24 protein-coding genes are annotated in these 21,079 nt (G+C 43.5%); 12 read left to right on the top strand and 12 right to left on the bottom strand.

All coding sequences use genetic code 11. The annotated features are described in order from the left end of the window. Nucleotides 1–177 precede the first annotated feature (177 nt). From C9J01_RS10615 to potA, 5 genes are all read right to left on the bottom strand, one after another. Entirely contained in the window at nt 178–1,221 is a 1,044-nt protein-coding gene (locus C9J01_RS10615; RefSeq protein WP_107298122.1) for an extracellular solute-binding protein, read from the bottom strand. Between the two features lie 353 nt (nt 1,222–1,574). Continuing rightward, entirely contained in the window at nt 1,575–2,606 is a 1,032-nt protein-coding gene (locus tag C9J01_RS10620) for an extracellular solute-binding protein (RefSeq protein WP_107298123.1), read from the bottom strand. A gap of 109 nt (nt 2,607–2,715) precedes the next feature. Then, nucleotides 2,716–3,486, bottom strand: a complete 771-nt coding sequence (gene potC, locus C9J01_RS10625) for a spermidine/putrescine ABC transporter permease PotC (protein ID WP_039461261.1) — start codon at nt 3,484–3,486, stop codon at nt 2,716–2,718. Further along, complete coding sequence (potB, locus tag C9J01_RS10630; RefSeq protein ID WP_039461259.1) at nt 3,486–4,343, bottom strand: spermidine/putrescine ABC transporter permease PotB; 858 nt, start codon at nt 4,341–4,343, stop codon at nt 3,486–3,488. The genes potC and potB overlap by 1 nt, the downstream gene beginning before the upstream one ends. Then, nucleotides 4,327–5,445, bottom strand: coding sequence for a spermidine/putrescine ABC transporter ATP-binding protein PotA (gene potA / locus C9J01_RS10635; RefSeq protein ID WP_158264533.1), 1,119 nt, complete (start codon nt 5,443–5,445; stop codon nt 4,327–4,329). Before potA ends, potB begins: the two co-directional genes overlap by 17 nt. Nucleotides 5,446–5,831: 386 nt before the next feature. Here potA and C9J01_RS10640 point away from each other — a divergent pair, with 386 nt between their 5' ends. Genes C9J01_RS10640 through C9J01_RS10650 form a run of 3 tightly spaced genes read left to right on the top strand, consistent with a single transcriptional unit; the run spans nt 5,832 to nt 8,029 of the window. Further along, complete coding sequence (locus C9J01_RS10640) at nt 5,832–6,632, top strand: DUF2189 domain-containing protein (RefSeq protein WP_107298125.1); 801 nt, start codon at nt 5,832–5,834, stop codon at nt 6,630–6,632. Then, on the top strand, nt 6,629–7,417 hold the full coding sequence (locus C9J01_RS10645; RefSeq protein WP_107298126.1) for a glucosaminidase domain-containing protein: 789 nt from the start codon (nt 6,629–6,631) through the stop codon (nt 7,415–7,417). The genes C9J01_RS10640 and C9J01_RS10645 overlap by 4 nt, the downstream gene beginning before the upstream one ends. A gap of 3 nt (nt 7,418–7,420) precedes the next feature. Next, a complete protein-coding gene (locus tag C9J01_RS10650) occupies nt 7,421–8,029 on the top strand; it encodes a DUF2987 domain-containing protein (RefSeq protein ID WP_107298127.1) in 609 nt (202 codons plus the stop codon). 67 nt (nt 8,030–8,096) lie between these two features. Here the strand turns inward: C9J01_RS10650 and C9J01_RS10655 are convergent, their stop codons facing one another. Further along, nucleotides 8,097–8,498: a hypothetical protein gene (locus C9J01_RS10655; protein ID WP_107298128.1), complete on the bottom strand. Its 402-nt coding sequence runs from the start codon at nt 8,496–8,498 to the stop codon at nt 8,097–8,099. A gap of 443 nt (nt 8,499–8,941) precedes the next feature. Here C9J01_RS10655 and pepT point away from each other — a divergent pair, with 443 nt between their 5' ends. From pepT to C9J01_RS10670, 3 genes are all read left to right on the top strand, one after another. Continuing rightward, nucleotides 8,942–10,174: a peptidase T gene (gene pepT / locus C9J01_RS10660; RefSeq protein WP_107298129.1), complete on the top strand. Its 1,233-nt coding sequence runs from the start codon at nt 8,942–8,944 to the stop codon at nt 10,172–10,174. Between the two features lie 154 nt (nt 10,175–10,328). Continuing rightward, nucleotides 10,329–10,733, top strand: a complete 405-nt coding sequence (locus tag C9J01_RS10665; protein ID WP_107298130.1) for an MbcA/ParS/Xre antitoxin family protein — start codon at nt 10,329–10,331, stop codon at nt 10,731–10,733. After that, nucleotides 10,734–11,429 (top strand): RES family NAD+ phosphorylase, encoded by a 696-nt coding sequence (locus C9J01_RS10670; protein ID WP_237156939.1) that lies wholly within the window; start codon nt 10,734–10,736, stop codon nt 11,427–11,429. It begins immediately after the preceding gene. Between the two features lie 42 nt (nt 11,430–11,471). Here C9J01_RS10670 and C9J01_RS10675 read toward each other — a convergent pair whose 3' ends face one another. Beyond that, nucleotides 11,472–11,747 carry a hypothetical protein gene (locus tag C9J01_RS10675; protein ID WP_107298131.1) on the bottom strand — a complete coding sequence of 92 codons (276 nt, stop codon included), beginning with the start codon at nt 11,745–11,747 and terminating at the stop codon, nt 11,472–11,474. Between the two features lie 131 nt (nt 11,748–11,878). Here C9J01_RS10675 and C9J01_RS10680 point away from each other — a divergent pair, with 131 nt between their 5' ends. Next, a complete protein-coding gene (locus C9J01_RS10680; protein WP_107298132.1) occupies nt 11,879–12,190 on the top strand; it encodes a hypothetical protein in 312 nt (103 codons plus the stop codon). 47 nt (nt 12,191–12,237) lie between these two features. Here the strand turns inward: C9J01_RS10680 and C9J01_RS10685 are convergent, their stop codons facing one another. Then, the gene (locus C9J01_RS10685) at nt 12,238–13,722 is read right to left on the bottom strand and encodes a carboxypeptidase M32 (RefSeq protein ID WP_107298133.1); all 1,485 of its coding nucleotides are present in this window, start codon (nt 13,720–13,722) and stop codon (nt 12,238–12,240) included. A gap of 308 nt (nt 13,723–14,030) precedes the next feature. Here C9J01_RS10685 and C9J01_RS10690 point away from each other — a divergent pair, with 308 nt between their 5' ends. Both C9J01_RS10690 and ttcA read left to right on the top strand, forming a co-directional pair. Continuing rightward, nucleotides 14,031–15,206: a D-alanyl-D-alanine carboxypeptidase family protein gene (locus C9J01_RS10690; RefSeq protein WP_107298134.1), complete on the top strand. Its 1,176-nt coding sequence runs from the start codon at nt 14,031–14,033 to the stop codon at nt 15,204–15,206. Nucleotides 15,207–15,452: 246 nt separating this feature from the next. Continuing rightward, nucleotides 15,453–16,346 carry a tRNA 2-thiocytidine(32) synthetase TtcA gene (ttcA, locus tag C9J01_RS10695; RefSeq protein WP_107298135.1) on the top strand — a complete coding sequence of 298 codons (894 nt, stop codon included), beginning with the start codon at nt 15,453–15,455 and terminating at the stop codon, nt 16,344–16,346. A 64-nt stretch (nt 16,347–16,410) separates the two neighbouring features. Here the strand turns inward: ttcA and C9J01_RS10700 are convergent, their stop codons facing one another. The 3 genes from C9J01_RS10700 to C9J01_RS10710 form a co-directional block, all read right to left on the bottom strand. Beyond that, a complete protein-coding gene (locus C9J01_RS10700; RefSeq protein ID WP_107298136.1) occupies nt 16,411–16,824 on the bottom strand; it encodes a hypothetical protein in 414 nt (137 codons plus the stop codon). Between the two features lie 15 nt (nt 16,825–16,839). Next, nucleotides 16,840–17,199: a hypothetical protein gene (locus C9J01_RS10705; RefSeq protein ID WP_107298137.1), complete on the bottom strand. Its 360-nt coding sequence runs from the start codon at nt 17,197–17,199 to the stop codon at nt 16,840–16,842. A gap of 73 nt (nt 17,200–17,272) precedes the next feature. Then, a complete protein-coding gene (locus tag C9J01_RS10710) occupies nt 17,273–17,497 on the bottom strand; it encodes a hypothetical protein (RefSeq protein ID WP_107298138.1) in 225 nt (74 codons plus the stop codon). A 497-nt stretch (nt 17,498–17,994) separates the two neighbouring features. Between C9J01_RS10710 and C9J01_RS10715 the strand changes: the two genes are divergently transcribed. The 3 genes from C9J01_RS10715 to C9J01_RS10725 all read left to right on the top strand — a co-directional run bounded on the left by C9J01_RS10715 (nt 17,995) and on the right by C9J01_RS10725 (nt 19,957). After that, nucleotides 17,995–18,909 carry a LysR family transcriptional regulator gene (locus tag C9J01_RS10715; RefSeq protein ID WP_107298139.1) on the top strand — a complete coding sequence of 305 codons (915 nt, stop codon included), beginning with the start codon at nt 17,995–17,997 and terminating at the stop codon, nt 18,907–18,909. 215 nt (nt 18,910–19,124) lie between these two features. Beyond that, entirely contained in the window at nt 19,125–19,400 is a 276-nt protein-coding gene (locus tag C9J01_RS10720; protein ID WP_107298140.1) for a hypothetical protein, read from the top strand. A 296-nt stretch (nt 19,401–19,696) separates the two neighbouring features. Continuing rightward, the gene (locus C9J01_RS10725; protein WP_237156940.1) at nt 19,697–19,957 is read left to right on the top strand and encodes a hypothetical protein; all 261 of its coding nucleotides are present in this window, start codon (nt 19,697–19,699) and stop codon (nt 19,955–19,957) included. A 70-nt stretch (nt 19,958–20,027) separates the two neighbouring features. On the opposite strand, the gene uspE is transcribed toward C9J01_RS10725, so the two are convergent. Further along, on the bottom strand, nt 20,028–20,969 hold the full coding sequence (gene uspE / locus C9J01_RS10730; protein ID WP_107298141.1) for a universal stress protein UspE: 942 nt from the start codon (nt 20,967–20,969) through the stop codon (nt 20,028–20,030). Between the last annotated feature and the right edge of the window lie 110 nt (nt 20,970–21,079).

Here is a 21,079-nt window from a genome sequence, read left to right on the forward strand (position 1 = left end):
TTTAATATCAATAATTGTAATCATAATGGTTAGATATTCTGATTCATTTATCAAAACAGATCAAGTCAACTCGTTGAAAAACTGTTTTGTACGGGGAGAAGGATATCAACTCAGGAAGGTCTGAAAATAAAAAAACTCGGGCCGGAGCCCGAGTTTTAAAATATAAAGAAGAGGGGATTACTGACCGGCTTTAAGCTTCTGGTAGTACTCTTCGTAAATAGTGTTTGCGCCATTGACGCTGTCTTGCCATTCACCTGCATCCATCACTTCTTGAGGTGGGTAGATGCTTGGATCGTTAACGAAATCAGCGGGTAGTTTGTCTTTCGCAGTCGCAACAGGTGTTGGGTAGCCAATCTCCAAAGCGATTTTAGCTGCATTTTCAGGGCGAAGTAGGAAGTCGATCATCTGATGCGCCGCATCAACATTCTTGGCGTTAGCTGGGATAGAGATGCTGTCCATCCAGAAGATAGCACCTTCTTTTGGCCATACGATGTCGATTTCTGCACCTTCCTGGCGAGCCATATAGGCAGAGCCGTTCCAAAGCATACCCAGAGACGTTTCACCCGCCATGTATGGGTTTGCAGGGTAGTCAGAGTTAAATACCAATACATTTGGCATTAGCTTCTTAAGCTCTTCGTAGGCAGCCTTAATCTCTTCAGGATTTTTGGTGTTCGCAGAGTAGCCAAGCTTACGAAGTGCGATGTGAAAGAACTCACGCGCATCATCCATCATCATTAGCTGACCTTCCCATTTCGGGTCCCATAGGTCTGCCCAGCTTGTCACTTCATCTTTGTCCATCATATCTGTGTTAACACCGATACCGGTCGCACCCCAGATGTAAGGGATAGAGTAATCATTCTCAGGGTCGAATGGCTTGTGCAGGAAGTTTGGATCGATTTCATCAAAGTGGCTTAGCTTTGACTTGTCGATTTTTTGCAACATATTTTCTTCACGCATTTTCGATACGTAGTAGGTTGATGGAACCACTAGATCGTAACCGTCACCATGGGTTTTCAGCTTTGCGTACATGGTTTCATTCGACTCGTAGGTCGAATAAATCACTTTAATGCCCGTTTCTTTCGTGAACTGTTCCAGAACTTCTGAAGGGATATATTCAGACCAGTTGTAGAAATATAGCTCTTTGTCTGCAGCTGTTGCCATGTTCGAAAACATTGCCATTGCGCAAACACCACCGGCCATTAAAGAAGACCATTTTTTCATTGTTATATGCTCCAAACTAAATGGGATTTTGAGAGTGTTCTCTAGCGAATGTACTAATTATGGATGAAAATCATCACGGTGAAGTACTAACCGCTTCTCCTGCAAGGTGTCGTTGTGCTTAGCCCTTAAGCTAAACGTCGGATGTATACCCAAATTTCTTGGGTAGTAAAGTTCTGTAAAAAGCACTGATAATACAACGCTTTTAAGAGCATATTATAACAGGGAATAGAATGATTATGATATGGAATATCAACGCCTAATAACTGTCTGAACTATTAATAGTCAATATCAGTCTGTTTTGGGTATAAAAAAAGGCAGCTAAAGAGCTGCCTTAGAATCAATTTAAGCGGAAATTACTGTCCGGCTTTTAGTTCCAGGAAGTAATTCTCGTAACGGATGTTCATTTCGCCTACTGCATCCTGCCACTCACCACGATCAAGGTCTTCTTGAGGTGGGAATAGAGTAGGGTTGTCTTTGTATTTAGCGTTAGAGGCTTCAACAGCAGTTAGGTAACCCGTTTCTTCTGAAATCTTGGCTGCGACGTCAGGGCGCAACAAGAAATCAATCATCTTGTGGGCTGCTTCAACATTCTGCGCGTTTTTGGCAATGGCTAGACTATCAACCCAGAAGATACCGCCTTCTTTTGGCCAAATTAGCTCAATAGGCAAGCCTTCTTTCTGAGCAGCGGCTGCTGAACCATTCCACAGCATACCTAAACCGACTTCACCGGCAAGGTAAGGTGCTGCAGGGTTGTCAGAGTTGAATACCAATACGTTTGGCATCAGTTTTTTCAGTTCTTCGTAAGCTTCATCGATCTGTTTAGGATCGGTGGTGTTACCTGAGTAACCTAATTTACGCAGAGCAATGTGGAACACTTCTCGCGTGTCATCCATAAGCATTAGTTGACCTTCAAGCTCAGGATTCCAAAGGTCCGCCCAACTATCGAAATCGGCAGGGTCGTACATGTCAGTGTTGACTGCCAAGCCTGTCATTGCGATAACGTGTGGGATCGAGTAGTCGTTGTTTGGGTCAAAAGGCTTATCCAGATAATTCTTATCAAGCTCTTTGAAGTTGGTTAGCTTTGATTTATCGATTTTCTGTAACATGCCTTCATCGCGCATTTTAGCAACGAAGTAAGTTGACGGCACAACCAGGTCGTAACCTTGGGGGTGGGCTTTTAACTTAGCGTACATAGTCTCGTTCGACTCGTAAGTCGAATAAATCACTTTAATACCAGTTTCTTTAGTGAACTGCTCACGTAGTTCCGTAGAAATATACGGACCCCAGTTCATAAAGACTAATTCCTTGTCTGCCGCATTGGCAACGTTAGAAAACATTGCAGCAGCGCATGCAGTACCGGCTAGAAAAGCGGACCATTTTTTCATTAGATTATCATCTCCAAAACCCTTTTAGGGTGTTAATACAAAACAAGTGGCCCGAAGGCCACTTGCTCGTTCTTTGGCTACAGCCAAATTTAAAGCGGTGTTGCTAGCCTTATTTGATCTTTTCTCTAGCGAGTAGCTGAGAGCTGACAACCAGAATCAAAGATACAATCAGCATAATTGTAGCCAATGCATTCACTTCTGGTGAAATACCCACTTTAACCATGGAGTAAATCTTCAAAGGCAAAATTTCGTAACTCGGGCCTGTCACGAATGAGCTAACAATCACGTCATCCAGCGACAGGGTAAAACTTAATAACCAACCGGCGGCAACAGCAGGCTTGGCCAGAGGCAAGATGATCTGCTTCAGGATAACCCACTCACTAGCACCTAAATCACGCGCTGCTTCTAGCATTTTTACATCAAAGCCTTTCAAGCGGCTATAAACTGTCACCACTACAAATGGTAGGCAGAATGTAATGTGCGAAAGCAACAAGGTTAGGAAACCTAGTTCAGCACCGACCAAGATAAACAGTGCCAGCAGCGAAATTGCCATAACGATATCCGGGGACATCATCACCACAAACAGCATGCCGTTGACAAAGTGCTTGCCACGGAACTGGTAGCGGAAGAGGGCAACAGCCGTCAAGCTACCAATAATCGCTGCAGCAGTCGCAGAGAACACGGCAATGTTTAAAGAGTGCCATGCTGCCTGCATCAAGCTGTCGTTATTGACTAACTGGTGATACCACTTGGTGGTAAAACCGCCCCATTTCATGCCGAACTTACTAGCATTGAATGAGTTAACAATCAGGATAATGATTGGTGTATATAGGAAGGCATACACCACAGTCATAAAACTGAATTTAAATGCGCGTCCCATTATTCAAGCTCCACTTTACGGTTAAGCAGTTTGCCTGCCCGGTAGTAGGCGTAAAGCATGACTGCCATCGCGATCGTCAATGCAATACTGGTTGCAGCACCGAACGGCCAGTCGCGGGCGTTCAATACCTGGCTCTTAATTACGTTACCGATCAGTAGGTTCTTCGCGCCGCCCAATAGGTCAGACACATAGAACATACCAAGGGCAGGTAGTAGCACCAGTAGACAGCCTGCAATGATGCCTGGCATTGTCAGTGGAAAAATCACTTTCACGAATGTCTGGAACTTGTTCGCACCCAAGTCACGAGCTGCTTCAATATAGTTGTGATCAAGCTTCTCAATTGCCGAATAAAGCGGTAACACCATAAACGGTAGAAGAATGTAGACCAGTCCAACCATCACCGCATACTCGGTGTACATGATTCGCAGCGGCTTATCGATTATGTCTAGGTAGAGCAGGGTATTGTTCAAAATACCTCGGGTACCCAGCATAATCTTCAAGCCATAAGTACGGATCAATGAGTTGGTCCAAAACGGCACAATCACCAAAAACAGCATAAACGGACGCCATTTCTCAGGCATCTTTGCAATCGCGTAGGCAAACGGGTAGCCAATCACCAAACAAAGTAGTGTGGCCACCAGCGCCATGTAGAACGAGTGCATCATGACCTTGGCATAAAGCGGATCGAACAACCGGATGTAGTTGTCCAATGTAAAGGTCATTTCAATCAGGTTTGCATCATCTCGGGTCAGAAAACTGGTCCCGATAATCATCAGGTTGGGAATAAAAACAAACAGCAATAGCCAACCAACAATGATGGTTATGATGATGTTTTGAAGATTAAGCTTCTTGTTCATCTGCCAGCACCACTTCCCAGCTTTCAACCCAAGTAACCGCAACTTTTTGATCCAGAGAGTGGTCCACATCAGGATCATCTTCGTTGAAGAATTCACTTACCATGACAGACGTGCCCGTCTCCAGTTCAACCACTGAGTCAAGCGTCATACCCTTGTAGGTACGTTCACGGATATAGCCAATGATGCCTTGTGCTTCGTCACCATTGTTGATCTCTTCAAGACGAATATCTTCAGGTCGCAGCAATACCTTAACCTTGTCACCCGGGCTAACTGGTAGCTTGCAGTGGATCATGGAAGGGCGTCCTTCAACATTCGCCAATACACGGGTTTCATCTAGGCGCTCTTTGACAACAGCATCAAACACGTTGATTTCGCCAATGAAGCGCGCGACAAATAGGTTTTCTGGCTCTTCGTAAATTTCACGAGGAGAACCATCTTGCTCAACGTTACCAGAGCGCATAACAATGATACGGTCTGACATCGAAAGGGCTTCTTCTTGATCGTGAGTAACGAAAATGAAGGTAATCCCCAATTTACGCTGCAGTTGTTTAAGCTCGATCTGCATCTGCTTGCGAAGTTTGTAGTCCAACGCAGACAGAGATTCATCTAACAACAATACTTTTGGCTTGTTCACAACCGCACGTGCGATAGCGACACGCTGCTGCTGGCCACCTGATAACTGGTGAGGCTTACGTGGGGCAAACTTTTCAAGTTGCACCATGCGTAGCGCATCCATTACACGCGGTTCAATCTCGCTTTCGGCGACTTTTTGCATACGCAAACCGAAGGCAACATTTTCAAATACCGTCATGTGCGGAAATAGCGCGTAACTCTGGAATACAGTATTTACGTTGCGCTGTTCCGCCGGAATTGCTGTCACATCTTTGCCGGCAATAACAACCTGTCCCGCATCGGCATTTTCAAAACCGGCGATAAGGCGAAGTACAGTTGTTTTACCACAGCCAGAAGGGCCAAGGATGGTTAGGAATTCACCATCGTTTACATTCAGATCGAGACCAGTGATGATCTGCTTGCCGTCGAAGCTTTTGCTCAGCCCTTTTAGCTGAATCACCGGTGCTTTAGTTGTTTCTGCAGCGTTCAATTCTACAAGTTCTCCACCCAGGGGTTTCATAGATAATCCCCCCAACTATTAGGTTGAATTTAGGGGGCGCATAATAGTCCCCTAACCGTGTAATTCAAAGCGTTTTTTTCCAATTTCTCAGACTATTTTTACACTCACATATCTTTGTTTTATGACAGTCAATATAACGAGTTAACACTAAGTAAAATTAAGCTTATAAATCAATAAGTAACCTAGGTTAATGCTGAGGCGTAACCTATTAATCATAGTGTATTCAGACAGGTTGGTTAATTCGCCAACAAAAATCACACTATGGCAGCAGAGGCTGTTTTACTACCAAAGTTTCTCTATCGTGCCTAACTAGCGTACAATCACTGGCCAAGTGTGTAATAGTTAGTGAAATACAAATGAATAACAAAACATTCCAAGTTGGCGGTTCAATCGAAAGAGCATTGAAGGGTGAGAGCGAACTTCAGTCTCTGTCAGTGCTTCAAGAGGCCTGGAAGATCACAGCCAAGAATTTTCTGACTTTCTTGCCAGCTGTTATTGGTTTGTTTCTGGCCCAAGTTGCCTTGCTTCTTCTTGGACTCCAAGTTCAATTAGGCAGTGCTGCAACATTCTTCGATGCCATTATTACTGGCGGGGAGATATCTGCTTCTGTCATTGAGGCGGGCTACATGGCAAATTTCTGGTCTGATGTTTTGAGCGCACCGCTATTGGCAGGTGTGAGCTTGATGGCATTGAACCATGCGGTAGGTTTACCGAGCAAACCAAGTTACTTGGTTAAAGGCTTCCCTTTTGCTTTGGTGTCTATTATTACCGTTTTGCTAAGTGCATCCCTGCAGGGCATAGCCAATGCAATTTTCCCGATTCTGGGTATGCTGCTTTCTATGGGTTTTAGCCTAGCCATTATGCTGGTATGTGAAAAACGTTTGTCACCATTGAAAGCAATTCAGTTTTCACTGGTCGCAACTTTACGTAAACTATTGCCGATGACAGCAATTTTCATTGTCATCCTAACAATGTTTATTATTTCATTTGCCACTGCTGGCATCGGTTTAATTTGGACAATCCCATTCTTCTTCAATGTGAAAGCCATTATTTACCGAAACCTATTTGGCGTGTCGCTGCATGTCACAACGGTTCAGAAAGGCCAAGACGATAACGACCAAAACCAGCAGGGGGATCCAAAGGTTTTTGACGCGTGATAAAAAATATAACAACCAGTAAAGTTGCCATTCTTGCATTTGTCAGTGGATTGACAGCATGTGGTGAAATACCTTCTCAAAGCTCTAGCGATGAGGCCCCAGCGGCCTCATCACAAAGTTCCAAGCCTGATTTCTCCCAAATAGCCGATGTTAATCAAAAGAAAGCTGCTTTCTTTGATTTTCTACGTCCTGCGGTTGAACATGAAAACCAACGGGTTGAGAAAGAGCGTCTCTTCTTAGAGGCTATCAAATCAGCCGTCTCCTCCGGTGAGGCGCTTTCAAGCGATCAATTTAACTACGCAGAAAAGTTGGCTGACACCTATAAGGTCACACTCAATGAGCAGGGAGTGACCGCCGAGTGGTTGACTGCCATGTTAAACCGAGTAGATGTTATTCCAGAATCACTTGTTTTAAGCCAGGCCGCCAATGAATCAGGGTGGGGAACATCACGATTTGCGGTGGAAGGAAATAACTATTTTGGTCAATGGTGTTATCGTAAGGGCTGCGGTTTAGTCCCTAACGCCCGAGATGATGGCGCGAGCCATGAAGTGGCTGTCTTTGCATCACCGTATTTGTCAGTGCAAGCGTACTTCATGAATGTTAACACCAATCGAGCTTATCAGGACCTGCGTGATATCCGCGCTGCCCAACGATTGACCGGAGAGGTGATTGAAGGGACTAAACTAGCAGAAGGGCTGAGCCGTTACTCAGAACGTGGTCAGGCATATGTCGATGAGATACAAGCCATGATCAAGCATAACAATCAATATTGGCGCCAAGGATAAAGGATGAAGTTGACCTATTGGCTTTTGGCTGGCTTATTTGCCAGTACATCACTCTATGCTCAGGAAGCAGCAGCGCAGAACATAGAAATGCGTTACAGCACACTCTACAGCAAGCTCAAGCAGAATGTGAAAGAAGGGCATGATGATGTAAAAATTGCATTGTTCCTTCTTAACCAGCAAGACGGCAGCGTCTGTCAGATCCATGAAGGGTCTATGCGCAAGGACAAGCATTTCGAACAACTTGTCATTCCAACCAATAACGAATTGTCTGTTCCCGTCGACAGCAACTTGCGCCAGGCTAACCCTGATGTCACTTTCGTCATCGATGATGGCATTACCTGTGATGTGTCTATGCAGGTCATTGCGAAGAAAGATTACGGTACGTCTATAGATCAATCAGAAGTTGCCAAGCTCGTCCCTCAAATGAACCAGATGCTGTCTGATTTAGGTGGCATGTTCTCCGGTTGGTTCATGCCGGACGTTGAAGGTGTTGTTGTTCACTTTGGTAATGGTGAGACACAAGTTATCGAACTTTCCTCCCTTGCCGATGACCAATCAGTCAGTTTTGCACAGCCAGCAGTAAAAGTGACACCTTGGATCCCTCAAGCCTGATTTAAAACATCGCCTCAATAAAGAAAGCCCGGATACTAATCCGGGCTTTTTATAAATAGAAGGAAAGTTAAACATTTAAATCACTATTTTTGGCTTTGATTCTGATACCTCCTTTTTGATGTTCGGTCACTTTGATTCCATCTGATGTTTCGTAAGAGATATACAACTTGGCGTTGTCATTGCACCACTTCGACACTTGAGAAGTAAGTAAAGAGTTGGGTAAGTAACGAGATTGGCAGCATTGAGTAAAATTAAGCTTCGCCTGACGCTTGAACTCCGAAGCAATACGAGGGTAGAACAAATCTAGCTTTTCATTTCCATCTTTATTGCAGAAGTGTAAGTTTGCTTTTAATTGTCCTTTTCTATATCTCAGTTTGAGCTTGGCTGGAATATTATCGTTGATAACAGGTATTTGAACATCCAAAGTTTTTTCAATGGGTTCATGCGGTAGAAATAGATTTGTCAGCATAAGACCTCCTTGGTTTAAATTCATCTTATGCACTATTTGAGAAAATATTTTCTACCAATGTCACACATACTGAATGGCGGCTAAATAAGATGTGAGTTCTATAGCGGCTGATCAACATTTTACATTTCCACACACTTTAACTTCGGCTTCACCGAGGTGACGATCAGGCTCAGTCGAATTATTCATCGCCAAAGTAGCTTGCATGTGAATCATTCACACAGCATTAACTCACGAAGACGGTCTTGGCAGTTTATAAGCAAACTAATTGTTGATTTGTTAATCAAAAATACCGAGTTTGGTGTGATTTGCGTTAAAAAAATTGGTCAGTGCTCTAACTAATCTCCACTTAATGCACAAAAAACTGATTCATCGCAATTCATTTAGTTGCTCCTATCAGGATACTTGCTGGGAATATTAACTGAATTGATCAAAATGAGTGGGACATGGATAACTTAATTGAGCGTTTTCTACGATACGTAAGCTTTGAAACTCAATCTAACCCAGCCAATGCCCACTGCCCAAGTACTGAAGGGCAGCGTGTATTAGCTCAACAACTGAAAGAAGAGCTCGATGAGCTCGGGCTTTCAGATGTCACACTGGATGACAATGGTTACCTGACTGCACGATTACCTTCAAACGTGGACTACGACGTACCGGCAATTGGCTTTATTGCCCATATGGATACAGCGCCAGATGCGTCAGGCAAAGATGTGAAGCCTCAAATCGTTGAGAACTACCAAGGCGGTGATATCGCCCTTGGTATTGGAGATGAAGTACTTTCACCTATTCAATACCCAGATCTGAACAAGCTACACGGCCATAACCTGATCACCACTGACGGTACCACTCTACTAGGTGCTGATAACAAAGCCGGTATTGCCGAAATTATTACTGCGGTTGCTCACCTAAAAGCGAAGCCTGAAATTCCACATGGCGATATTTGCATTGGTTTTACTCCAGATGAAGAGATTGGTCGCGGTGCCAACCTGTTTGATGTAGAAAAATTTGGTGCGAAATGGGCTTACACTATCGATGGTGGCCCAGTGGGTGAATTGGAGTACGAAAACTTTAATGCCACTTCTGCAGATGTTATCTGTCACGGTATCAATGTTCACCCAGGTACAGCCAAGAACAAGATGGTTAACGCCATGAACATCGCAGCGCAGTTCCAGTTGATGATGCCGGCTGAAGAAACACCAGAATGTACAGAAGGCTACGAAGGCTTCTACCACCTTAAATCTATGGAGCCAGCGGTTGCCCGTACCGAACTTGGCTACATTATCCGCGACTTCGACCGTGAAGGCTTGGAGCGCCGTAAAGCCTTCATGCAAGCTAAAGTCGATGAACTGAACAGCCAGTTGAAGAAAGGCCGTGTTGAGCTTGTTTTGACTGATTGCTACAACAACATGCGTGAAATGGTTGAGCCTCATCCGCACATTATTGAGTTTGCCAAGCAAGCGATGATTGAATGTGATGTACAGCCATTGATCAAACCTATCCGTGGTGGTACTGATGGTGCACGTCTGTCATTTATGGGACTTCCTTGCCCGAACATTTTCACCGGTGGCTACAATTTCCATGGCATCCATGAATTCATCACGATTGAAGGAATGGAGCAGGCTGTTAAGGTTATTGTGAAGATTGCCGAGAACACTGCGAAAAGTACGCAGGCTTAAGCTTACCTCTTCAACCCTGTGTGTAGGTAAATGTAATACCCAGCAAAGGCTGGGTATTTTTTTATCTGATGCTTAAATATGAACAAGTCCTTAGTGGTTGCTTTAAAACAAACATGCTAACATTGTCCATATATGGACAAATGGAGTGGTGGTAATGAATACAGCCCAAGCCAATCAATCCCAGCAACTTGCTCAGGCGGGAAATACCGTCTTGCCCGTTGTATTTAACATTCTTGATAAATGGTCATGTAGTCAAAGTCAGCAAATGGCACTGCTTGGATTAAGCAGCCGCTCAACGCTGAACAAGTACCGTACGCATCCAGAGTCAGCCAAAGTCTCGAAAGATCTATTGGAAAGAATGAGTTATATCCTTAATATCCATAAGTGCCTGCGCATCATGTTCACTGCGGAAGAGAGTGTATATAACTGGGTACAAAGACCGAATAGCCATCCATTCTTTGCTGGTCGTTCGGCGATGGAAATTATGTGTCAGGGAAAAGTTGTTGACCTTTATCAAGTCGCGACACGGCTCAATGCGTGGCGAGGCGGACAATCATAAATGGACATTAAATTCAATGATATGAACAAGGCGTCCTTTTCTGAGCAGCTTTGCTACCGATTGATTCCTTCGAAATATCCGCCAATCAACCTGTATGAAGATGTCGCAGACCCGGATCAGCTCGAAGCGATCTTTGCTATTGAAGCCATAACCAACCCAAGGCTTGCCGAAGAAACCGGTGATTTCGGCCGCATACCTCCAGAGGAGAGGTTAGTCGGGATCCCGCATTGTAGCTATGTGATGGCGGCGTTTACCCATGTAAACCCAGATGGCGCTCGGTTCAATACATCAGATTTCGGTGGTTATTATGCTTCACCTGAAGTGAACACCGCGATAAAAGAAACCGTTCACCATATGGAGCGGGTAATGGGCTATACCAATGAGCCGGCCCAGGATATTCAGATGCGCTGTATTGATGCTTGGTTCAACGCAGAGTTAGTAGATTTACGCGAACAACACCTATTAGATTCTACGCTCTATCACCCAACCAATTACATCCATTCTCAGGCACTAGCAAGTGAAATCAAAGTCGAAAAAGGGGATGGGATTGTATACCAATCTGTTCGGCACCAAGGCCATGATTGTTATGTTCTGTATAAACCTGTGTTGGTAAATAAAGTCTGTCAAAGCCGACACTTTACCTATAAGTGGAATGGTGACTCGGTGAACTCGGTCCTTGAACTTAGCTTAATGTAATAACCAAAGGCACTTTCCAATCAGTGCCTTTGATGTTTTTATCTACAACTTTGGTTGATTCTTCACTTCTGGGTGTTTGTCTATTTCATCAACCATCCAATCGTTTAGGTGCTTTAAGATGGCGAGTACGGCGTGGTCTTTGGTTCCTTTTTCATCTCCTACAATATCTAACTGCTGCTTGGCATGGAGGCCGGTTTGGTCTTCAGCAATATGTAGCCAATCTGGATGCCAGTAAAAGCTCTTGCCTTGTTTGGTGATCCAGTTATGCACCCCAGATTCTTCACCTTTGTAATCGAGATCGCCAGCCGTATATTTCATTGTCAGCCTCCTAAAGCTAAAGATGTAATGAGTATAAACCGGATCAAGATAATGCGGGCTGGCGCAAAATGGTAAGTGGTGTTTTTTTGTACTGGTAATCTACCGCCATCAACTAGCGATGAGGAAAAGTTATGTACATTATGAGCAGTATGTCTGAAGCATCATCGAACGGTATCAACGGCACTTTACAGCTTATGAAGCTTGAAGCCCAAGAATGGAAGTTACAAGCCGAAGAGTTAAAAGTCAGCCTAAAAGTGGCTGAGTGTAAAGTTGCGCAGAGCACATCGCTTTATAGAAGGGCTAAGTCCATCGAGGGATTGCAAGGCATCAAAAACGCAACTTTAGAGCATGAAAGGCTAGAGGCCCAACTAAAGTACGCGTTATCAAAGCTAACCACAACAAGAGCACAAATCACCTTTTTGAAGAAAGCCGCTAATATTTAGCGGCTTTCTTTTCCATTGTATCCTGCTTGGTATTGCTTCAAGCTTCCTTATTTGAGGTAACGCTGCTCAAGGTGCTGCTTGAAATACTTGGCATTCAGCCTTTCACCAGTTGAATCAATCAGTAACTGATCAGTAGAGGCGGTTGAAGCACGTTTCCAAACGTGACGGTCAAGCCAGTTGAAGATCGGTTGTAAATTGCGTTCACGAACAAGGTTATCAACATTCATCTCTTTGTTGATGGCTGCCATGAATTGCGCCGCATACATCGCGCCTAAAGTGTACGATGGGAAGTAGCCAAAAGCACCGAAGGTCCAGTGAATATCCTGCATACAGCCGTCTGTGAAATTGCCCTTAGTGGAAACCCCTAAATATTCGGACATTTTCTTATCCCACAATTCAGGGATATCTTCGATTTCAATTTTGCCCTCAATCAGATCCCGTTCAATCTCATAGCGCAGAATAACGTGGGCAGGATAGGTGGCCTCGTCGGCATCAACACGAATGTATCCTGGTTTGACTCGGGTGTTGAGCAAGGTCAGGTTCTCAGCTGATAAAGCTGGGTCATCATTGCGCTGGAATGTCTCAGCGGCAAGCGGGGCAAGGATATCAATGAACAACTCGCTACGTGATAGCTGCATTTCAAAGAACAAGCTTTGTGATTCATGGATCCCCATGGAACGGGCTTTACCTACCGGTAATCCAGCCCACTTTTCAGGTAAACCTTGCTCATAGCGAGCGTGGCCTGTTTCATGAATTACGCCCATCAGAGCGGATGTAAAGTCGGCTTCATCATAACGGGTAGTAATTCGGACGTCAGTAGGCACACCGCCGCAGAAAGGGTGGATACTTTTATCCAGTCGGCCGTGGTTAAAATCAAAACCAAGCTTGGTCATCAATGAACGACTTAAGTCTTGTTGTTGCTCTACTGGGAAAGGACCAACCGGTTGAATTGTCACATCTTGGCTCTGACGTTCCATAATTTGTTGGATCAAATCAGGTAGCCAGCTTTTTACATCACTGAATAGCTCATCAAGTTCGCGGGTCGTCATGCCAGGCTCGTACAGATCGAGTAGGGCATCGTAACGGCTCAGTCCTGTTGCCTCAGCACGAATTTGCGCTTCCTGCCGAGCCAGTTCGACAACATCCTTTAGGTTCTGGCTGAAGCCTTGCCAATCATTCTTTTCACGTTGAGTACGCCAAGCATGTTCACATTTAGAGCATGCTAAAGATTTCTGCTCTACCAGTTCAGCCGGTAAAACATTAGCCTGTTGCCAACTGCGCTTCATTTCATGAAGGCTGATTACCTTTTCAGCATCTAACTCTTCACGCCCGGCTTGTTCAAACCAGTCAGAAAGCTGTGGTGCAGTTGAAAGCTCATGCTTGATAACGGCAAGCTCTGCAAGTGCTTCAGAGCGAGCTTGGTTACCTCCCTCTGGCATCATGGATGCCTGATCCCAGCCACAAATGGCTTCAAGGTGTTCAAGCCGAGAAATCTTCTTATTATGCTGTACTAGTTTTTCATAGAAAGTCATTGTCATTCCTTTATGTCGACTTATCTCTGCCTGAGAAAATATTGCTTTACTTTATCCTAACGGCATTTTTACGCGTGCGCTATGCCTGAATATTGGATTGCAGGTATGAATTGAAGCGATCAGCATTGAAATACGCGAAGTAAAGCAGGAAAAGTTGCTTGAAATTTTATATCTTGGGTTAAAAAATACACTAACTTAACTGCCAGTTGTAACGGATTTTACAATAACGTAAGACTTCGTAAAGCTTACAAGATTTCGTTCTTAGGTTAGATATACTGCTCCCAATAACACCATCGACGGCGAGAATAATGAATATACAACTGAAACACTCTTTTCGCACCTTAGCTGCAGGTACACTTTGTCTTTCGGCCTCTGCCTTTGCTGCACCTACAGTCATTCCCGATGCACCGGTACTGGGTGCAAACGGCTATGTCTTGATGGATTACCATACTGGTCAGGTTCTTGTTGAAAAAAATGCCCATGAGCAACTTAATCCAGCGAGCCTGACTAAGCTAATGACAAGCTATGTTGCTGGCCAAGAAATGAAAAGCGGCAACATCAGCGAAGAAGATCTGGTGGTGATCAGCCGCAATGCGTGGGCACGTAACTTCCCAGATTCGTCAAAGATGTTTATTGAGGTAAATACCGAAGTAAACATGATGGATTTGTACCGTGGCTTGATTGTTCAGTCGGGCAATGATGCCAGTGTAGCAATTGCTGAACATGTGGCAGGTTCTGAAGGGGCATTTGTTAGCCTGATGAACTCTTGGGCCAAAAAGCTGAACATGAACAACAGTTCGTTCTCTAACCCACATGGTTTAGATAGCGATCAACTGTACTCAACACCATACGATATTGCGTTACTTGGCCGTGCGCTGATCAAAGATCTCCCGAACATCTACTCAATCTACAGCGAACGCTCGTTTACATACAACAATATCACTCAGCGCAACCGAAATGGTTTACTGGCCGACCGTAGCCTGAATGTTGACGGTATGAAGACCGGCTATACCAGTGGTGCCGGCTACAGCTTGGCCAGTTCGGCGACAGAAGGCGACATGCGCTTGATTTCTGTTGTTATGGGCTCAAGCAGTCCGAAAGCACGTGAAGCGGAGAGCAAGCAGCTATTAAACTACGGCTTCCGTTTCTTCCAGACTGTCTCACCGCACAAGCAGGGTGATGAGCTAATCAATGAAAAAGTGTGGATGGGTAATACCGACACCATTTCTTTAGGTACGATGGAAGACACATACGTGACCTTGTCACGTGGTGATGTGAGCAAAATGAATGCAACCGTCGAGTTGACTTCAGAGCTAACTGCTCCGATCAGCGAAGGTGAAATCGTAGGTAAAATTTTCTATCAAGTTGATGGTGAAGACGTAGCCGAAGTCCCCTTGGTTGCATTGGAATCAGTCGAAGAAGGCGGACTCTTCAGCCGTTTGATCGACTACATCAAGCTGTTCTTCATTGGCTTGTTTAAGTAACTAAAAAGCATCCGTGTTAAAGCCGCATCATTCGATGCGGCTTTCTTTTGCTATCAGGACAAATTACTTTACGAACAAAGTACTACTTCAACTATGGTTAACGACCAAAGTGAGTATGTATGTCATATCGCGCTTTAGGCTAAGACAAATATTTCAACTGGCCTCAAAAATCCGTATAATCCACGCCTTACGAAAATCCAATCAGGAAATCAACCGTCGATACTGTCGGCAGTGTGAGAAATCGCAATGAATCAAACAGACACTAGAAAAGAAACCCTTGAATTCAACAAGCTTCAGAAGCGCCTACGAAGAAATGTTGGTAATGCCATTATTGACTACAACATGATCGAAGAAAATGATGTTGTTATGGCATGCATAAGTGGTGGTAAGGATTCATTTGCGATGCTAGATATCCTGTTGAATCTTCAAAAAGCTGCACCAATCAAGTTTGACGTTGTTGCTGTTAACTTGGATCAGAAGCAACCTGGTTTCCCTGATCATATTCTGCCGGACTACTTTGAAACGCTGAATATTCCTTACTACATCGTGGATAAGGACACCTACTCAGTAGTCAAAGAGAAGATCCCAGAGGGTAAGACCACATGTGGCCTTTGCTCACGTCTACGCCGTGGTACGCTGTACTCATTCGCTGAGAAAATTGGTGCGACGAAACTGGCTCTAGGTCACCATTTGGATGACATTGTAGAAACCATGTTCTTGAACATGTTCCATGGCTCTCGCCTTAAAGCGATGCCACCAAAGCTACGCTCTGATGATGGCCGTAATGTAGTTATCCGTCCGTTAACTTACTGCCGTGAAAAAGACCTGATCAAATACGCAGAGCACAAGGAGTTCCCAATTATTCCTTGTAACCTATGTGGCTCTCAGGAAAACTTGCAGCGTCAGGCTATCAAGGCAATGCTGATTGACTGGGACAAAAAGACCCCAGGTCGCGTAGAGAGTATTTTCAAATCAATTCAAAATGTTAGCCCAAGCCAACTGGCTGACCGAAACCTGTTTGACTTTGTTAACCTACCGCTGGATCGCGAAGGCGAACGTGAAGAGTACGAATTCAGCGAAGCGGTTGTCTCATCCACTAACATTGACGAATCAATGTTTATTGATGTGACCAACATCTAATCAAAAAGAAAGGGAGAATAGCTTTTATTCTCCCTTTTTTACTGCTGACAGCAGACACTTCATATCATTTTCCATCAAGAACATCCCACAACACGACATCGAGGGCATTAAGGCTCTGTGTATCAAAGAAACAGCCATATTGCATATTTCTTTTCGAACCGTCAGCTTGTACAAACTGAACACGATCGCCAATATATAGAAGATTTTGCTTGTCCTCACTGCTGAGGGTTGATCGATTAAACAGCGGATGTTTGAAGCGTATTTTCCATTCGACACCGTATTCTGCAAACTTCTCAATTAATGGCTTACACTCTGATTCTGCGTAACTATTATGCCACTTAGACCAACATTTTGGACTCTGCTGGCAGGCTAGAGAAGGAGAGGTATCTGAATCATCAACTACGAGCAAAAATACTAAGAATAAGGATACCAGAGTTAATGCTGTCAACATCCTGTAAAAGAATGTCTTGTTTTTCATAGTTATTTATAACACCTATATTAAAATCCCATTCGTTCTTTTCATGTGTCTGATACACATGGCTTTTACTTTTTTCGCTTGTATTTTCATTTCCATTTTTCTGATATTTCTAATGTTTGACTGGGTCCATTTTTCAAGTGTCTCTCCACGAATATCAGAGTAGGGTACTTTGATAGATTGACTGTCTAGCTTAATCTTACTGACACTTTTAATAAGTAAATATGATTCAAAATTATCAATAAGATCAATAGATAAGGTAATTGAGTAATTAATCAATTTCCCTGTAAGAATATAACCGCATGTATTCTCAAATAAGCAATAGACTTGTGAGAAACCACGAACCCTAAACTCATTAAGTGCCTGTTCTTTATCCATGAAACAATTTCCTGCATATTTTAAAAAATTACTCGCGCTAAACCTTAAGAAAAATAGCAATTCTATCAATCACTTATTTCTTTCTATAACGCTTCCAATAACCACGCTCAAACTGCATTTCGTTGTATTTGACTTCACGTAATTTGATTGGTAATTTGTGATATCGGTTCATATTATTCTTAAATTGAACTTCAACAATTGCAGTTAATGAAAGGTGGCCTACTTCTATCATTGTTTTGCTAAAAACTTTGTGAACATAAATTGCAAAATAGTCTTTTTCATCATAAATCCTGCCCATGGCTATCCTATAGCACCTATAATTTTCAATTAGGCCATTCATCTACTGCTATTCTTTCATGACGGCTATTCTATAATAGTTTTTGATTGATAAAGATTATTAATGATGAAAACATGAAATTACTGCTCATTTTTCGTGATATGCAAACACCTAATGTTTTTACTATAACTATTCACTTGATAAGATTTTAAAACTAAGAATCAATAAAAATAAAAAGCAAAGTTATGATTTCTTTTTGATTAATGGAATTAAATAGATAGTAAAATGACTTTAATAAAATTATTTATAATTAATGAAAGTCGCTAACTACTAAACCACTTAGGCAAATCTTATAACGATATATATTCTAGCAATGAAAGTTCTCACACTAGAGTTGCTCGCCTTTTTTCGTTATCAATTTCATCTTTGTTGGCTACAAACACATGTTACATACAGTGGATATTCGCCTATAAATCAGCATAGTATATGTATGTAGGCAAACTATAAATGGAAAGCAAATGAATTTGAATACACTAGATCTAAACCTCCTCAAAGTCCTTCTAGTGTTATTGGAAGAGAAGAATACTCATCGGGCAGCCGATCGGCTTGATACAAGCCAGCCAGCTGTGAGCAGGGCACTTGGACGTTTACGAGAAGCATTGGATGATCAACTGTTCGTTCGTCATAACCGTGGCCTGAAACTTACTCCACGGGCAGAAGAACTCGCATCCGTATTGCCAGGTATTTATACTCAACTTGAAAAAGCTCTGGAGAGCAGGCAGTTTGAACCAAGTCAAATGGAAGGGCGCTTTCGAATCGCACTCAATGGTTTCTTGATAGAGAGCTATGGCACCGAAATCTATCGTTTATTTAACCGTACTTGTCCTAATGTAGAACTGGAACTATACAGTTTTGGCTCCAGTACTATCACCCAACTACAAGATGGCCGTTGTGATCTAGCCATTACTTACCAGCCCCTAGACACCCCTAAAGATGTGTACCAGAAGAACATTGCCAAGAGCCAAATTGGTTTCATTTGCCGCCGTGGGTTTGTCCAAGAAAATCAGCCGATACCGATTGAAGAGTTAGATAACTATCGCTGGGCAGGTATGGTTGTACCTGGCTTCAATCAACAAATGGAGCTTGTGAAAAGGTATGCCAAACTACGTGAGAAACCTGCTTTTCGAAGCCAGCATGCTCACCCAATCTTACAAGCGTTGCGAACTGAAGACATGCTGTTTATTGCCCCAAGAGAGCTATACAAAATTGTTGATCAACAAACCTTTCAGTTTGTGGAAATGGATGAGGCAGGCCAACCTGAACGACGAGACATTCTGGATGTTGTGATGACGTATAACCAAAAGCACTGGAACACCGATAAGTACCGTTGGCTAGAGCAAGAAATCAAGCAACTACGGGTAACAAACAAGTAAAGCGCTATACAAGATAAGCAACCGAGATGCATTTTTAGTATTAAGCTGGCATTCAGAGATGCGTATTTGATATATCACTAATCCATTTCTGCCATGGGATTAAGACAAGCATAACCCTACAATGTGTACATCAAGTGAGGGAGTTCAAACCTCACAAAGAATTGTTCAACACTCTCAAGGACAGAGGGTACTGATAATAGACACAGAGGTAGGTTATGAAAAAATCAGCTTTCGTTATCATCAGCGCTTTGGTTCTGTCTTCACAAGCAATGGCAAATGATGTACTGGACTACCACCTTTCAACAACCGGTGAGCGTACAGCTCCTACAACACACTTGATTCAGCAGGCGAATACTCCGGCAATGAATGTGATGGAGGCCCAGTTAACCACTTCAGGTGATGCTTCAATGCCTGCTGGCCATATTGGCGATGCCCGAGTGAATGATTCAAGCCATTCAGTCTTTGAGTATCACTACAATACTGCTGACTAATTTACAAAGTCGAATCCTTTAAAGGGCTGATATGTGCTAATCAGCCCTTTTTCATTTCTGCTATTTATGGTTTGAATAAAGCTCACAGTTAATCATAGAGAAACGTAGGGGCTTGAATTTAGATTGGATGTAAGTCGTAATCGGTTATAATGGCGAAAGACAACAAATCATTATAAATCAATATTATGCTTACACCTTCAATGATTCGCCGTTCAAAGCCGCTTCAAACAGCGCTTATTGCACTTTGCTTATCAAGCTTGGCAGGTTGCTCTTCTTCGCAATCACAGCAGTTAGGTATGCGCAGTAGCACTGTCACCAAAACACCACAACAAATGAGCAATCTTGAAATCTGTGAAACTTACGCCTTTGGGCGAAGATCCACCCAGACTCGAGTTGCCATTGCCAGTGAGTGGAATCGACGTAATATTAGCCACGCTTACTGTAATAAGATTCGGAATGAACTTTATCTGACATCACTGCTGAAAAAACTGGCAAATGCTGAAGAAAAGCCTGCAAGCAACCAAGTACAGCCGGTTCAGCCTATCGAGTTACGTTAGTGCGCACATCTAGAAAACTATCATTAAAAAAGCCTCTTGCGAGGCTTTTTTAATGAGCATAGTGTTTGTTTTATGGAAGGTTAGGACTTAAGGGGCTAACGTACCCCTCTGGTTTCAGCGCCAATAAATCACAATTGAGGCTATCAATAGTGTGCTCGGCGGTATTACCAATAAACACTGCAGATAAACCTGTTCGCCCAGTCGTGCCGAGAATCACTAGCTCAGCATCAATATCTTCGGCAACCTGAGGAATGATATCTTCCGGTAACCCTTCAAGCACATGCGTCTGTTCTTCAGGTAAGCCGTGCTTATGTCGTAGCGCCTTCATTGATTTGAGATGATGTCCCCTGACTGCATCAGTATATGAAGCCGGGTCAAACTCAGGCAGTTCAATGGTGATGTTAACCGGCGTGGCAGGGTAAGCGTTAACCAAGTTAACTTCCGCACCTAGTAAATCGGCGACAGATTTAGCCTCGTCAACAATCGAGTCATTCAATTTATCGTGGGTTTCATCATCCGCAGCAAGATTAACGCTAGCCAAGATTTTTCCGTTCTCTGGCCAACTATGATCTTTCACCATCAATACCGGACAAGGGCACTTTCTCAGCAGGTGCCAATCAGTCGGTGTGAAAATCACAGAGCCAATCTTATCGTGGTCATGGGTCGCTTTGATAATTAAGTCATGATGATTACTGAATACCTCAGCAATAATGGCTTCATAAGGACGGTTGTGCCAGACAACCGTCAACTGAATATTAAAGCCGTCATCGGTATACGGACGGATGAGATCTTTCAACCATTCCTCACGCTGCATAACAACACCACGCCGCATTGCTTGCCGTTCATCGGCAGAGAGCATAGATGTCATCTCATACGAGAAGTCATAGATTGCCAAGAAAAGAGTAATTTTTACCTCGTCAGAGCGACGAGCAAGGTGAATAGCGCGAGACAATGCTGGTTGATGATCCTGCGCTGGATCGGCAACAACGAGTATATTGCTGTATTTGGTCATAACTGCCCCCTTACACAAACCGTGTTGGCATCTAAACCAGTCTCTGTTCCCTTAAAGGAATGATATCTATCTGTCACTTTCGGGCAGAGAAACATTCAGAGTTATCTTAC

Source organism: Photobacterium rosenbergii (genome assembly GCF_003026455.1).
In the GTDB taxonomy this organism is placed as follows: domain Bacteria; phylum Pseudomonadota; class Gammaproteobacteria; order Enterobacterales; family Vibrionaceae; genus Photobacterium; species Photobacterium rosenbergii.

Coding starts and splice junctions, on each gene's coding strand:
- C9J01_RS10615 (WP_107298122.1), bottom strand. CDS start 1,221: ATGAAAAAATGGTCTTCTTTAATGGCCGGTGGTGTTTGCGCAATGGCA.
- C9J01_RS10620 (WP_107298123.1), bottom strand. CDS start 2,606: ATGAAAAAATGGTCCGCTTTTCTAGCCGGTACTGCATGCGCTGCTGCA.
- potC (WP_039461261.1), bottom strand. CDS start 3,486: ATGGGACGCGCATTTAAATTCAGTTTTATGACTGTGGTGTATGCCTTC.
- potB (WP_039461259.1), bottom strand. CDS start 4,343: ATGAACAAGAAGCTTAATCTTCAAAACATCATCATAACCATCATTGTT.
- C9J01_RS10640 (WP_107298125.1), top strand. CDS start 5,832: ATGAATAACAAAACATTCCAAGTTGGCGGTTCAATCGAAAGAGCATTG.
- C9J01_RS10650 (WP_107298127.1), top strand. CDS start 7,421: ATGAAGTTGACCTATTGGCTTTTGGCTGGCTTATTTGCCAGTACATCA.
- C9J01_RS10655 (WP_107298128.1), bottom strand. CDS start 8,498: ATGCTGACAAATCTATTTCTACCGCATGAACCCATTGAAAAAACTTTG.
- pepT (WP_107298129.1), top strand. CDS start 8,942: ATGGATAACTTAATTGAGCGTTTTCTACGATACGTAAGCTTTGAAACT.
- C9J01_RS10665 (WP_107298130.1), top strand. CDS start 10,329: ATGAATACAGCCCAAGCCAATCAATCCCAGCAACTTGCTCAGGCGGGA.
- C9J01_RS10670 (WP_237156939.1), top strand. CDS start 10,734: ATGGACATTAAATTCAATGATATGAACAAGGCGTCCTTTTCTGAGCAG.
- C9J01_RS10675 (WP_107298131.1), bottom strand. CDS start 11,747: ATGAAATATACGGCTGGCGATCTCGATTACAAAGGTGAAGAATCTGGG.
- C9J01_RS10680 (WP_107298132.1), top strand. CDS start 11,879: ATGTACATTATGAGCAGTATGTCTGAAGCATCATCGAACGGTATCAAC.
- C9J01_RS10685 (WP_107298133.1), bottom strand. CDS start 13,722: ATGACTTTCTATGAAAAACTAGTACAGCATAATAAGAAGATTTCTCGG.
- C9J01_RS10690 (WP_107298134.1), top strand. CDS start 14,031: ATGAATATACAACTGAAACACTCTTTTCGCACCTTAGCTGCAGGTACA.
- ttcA (WP_107298135.1), top strand. CDS start 15,453: ATGAATCAAACAGACACTAGAAAAGAAACCCTTGAATTCAACAAGCTT.
- C9J01_RS10700 (WP_107298136.1), bottom strand. CDS start 16,824: ATGAAAAACAAGACATTCTTTTACAGGATGTTGACAGCATTAACTCTG.
- C9J01_RS10705 (WP_107298137.1), bottom strand. CDS start 17,199: ATGGATAAAGAACAGGCACTTAATGAGTTTAGGGTTCGTGGTTTCTCA.
- C9J01_RS10710 (WP_107298138.1), bottom strand. CDS start 17,497: ATGGGCAGGATTTATGATGAAAAAGACTATTTTGCAATTTATGTTCAC.
- C9J01_RS10715 (WP_107298139.1), top strand. CDS start 17,995: ATGAATTTGAATACACTAGATCTAAACCTCCTCAAAGTCCTTCTAGTG.
- C9J01_RS10720 (WP_107298140.1), top strand. CDS start 19,125: ATGAAAAAATCAGCTTTCGTTATCATCAGCGCTTTGGTTCTGTCTTCA.
- C9J01_RS10725 (WP_237156940.1), top strand. CDS start 19,697: ATGCGCAGTAGCACTGTCACCAAAACACCACAACAAATGAGCAATCTT.
- uspE (WP_107298141.1), bottom strand. CDS start 20,969: ATGACCAAATACAGCAATATACTCGTTGTTGCCGATCCAGCGCAGGAT.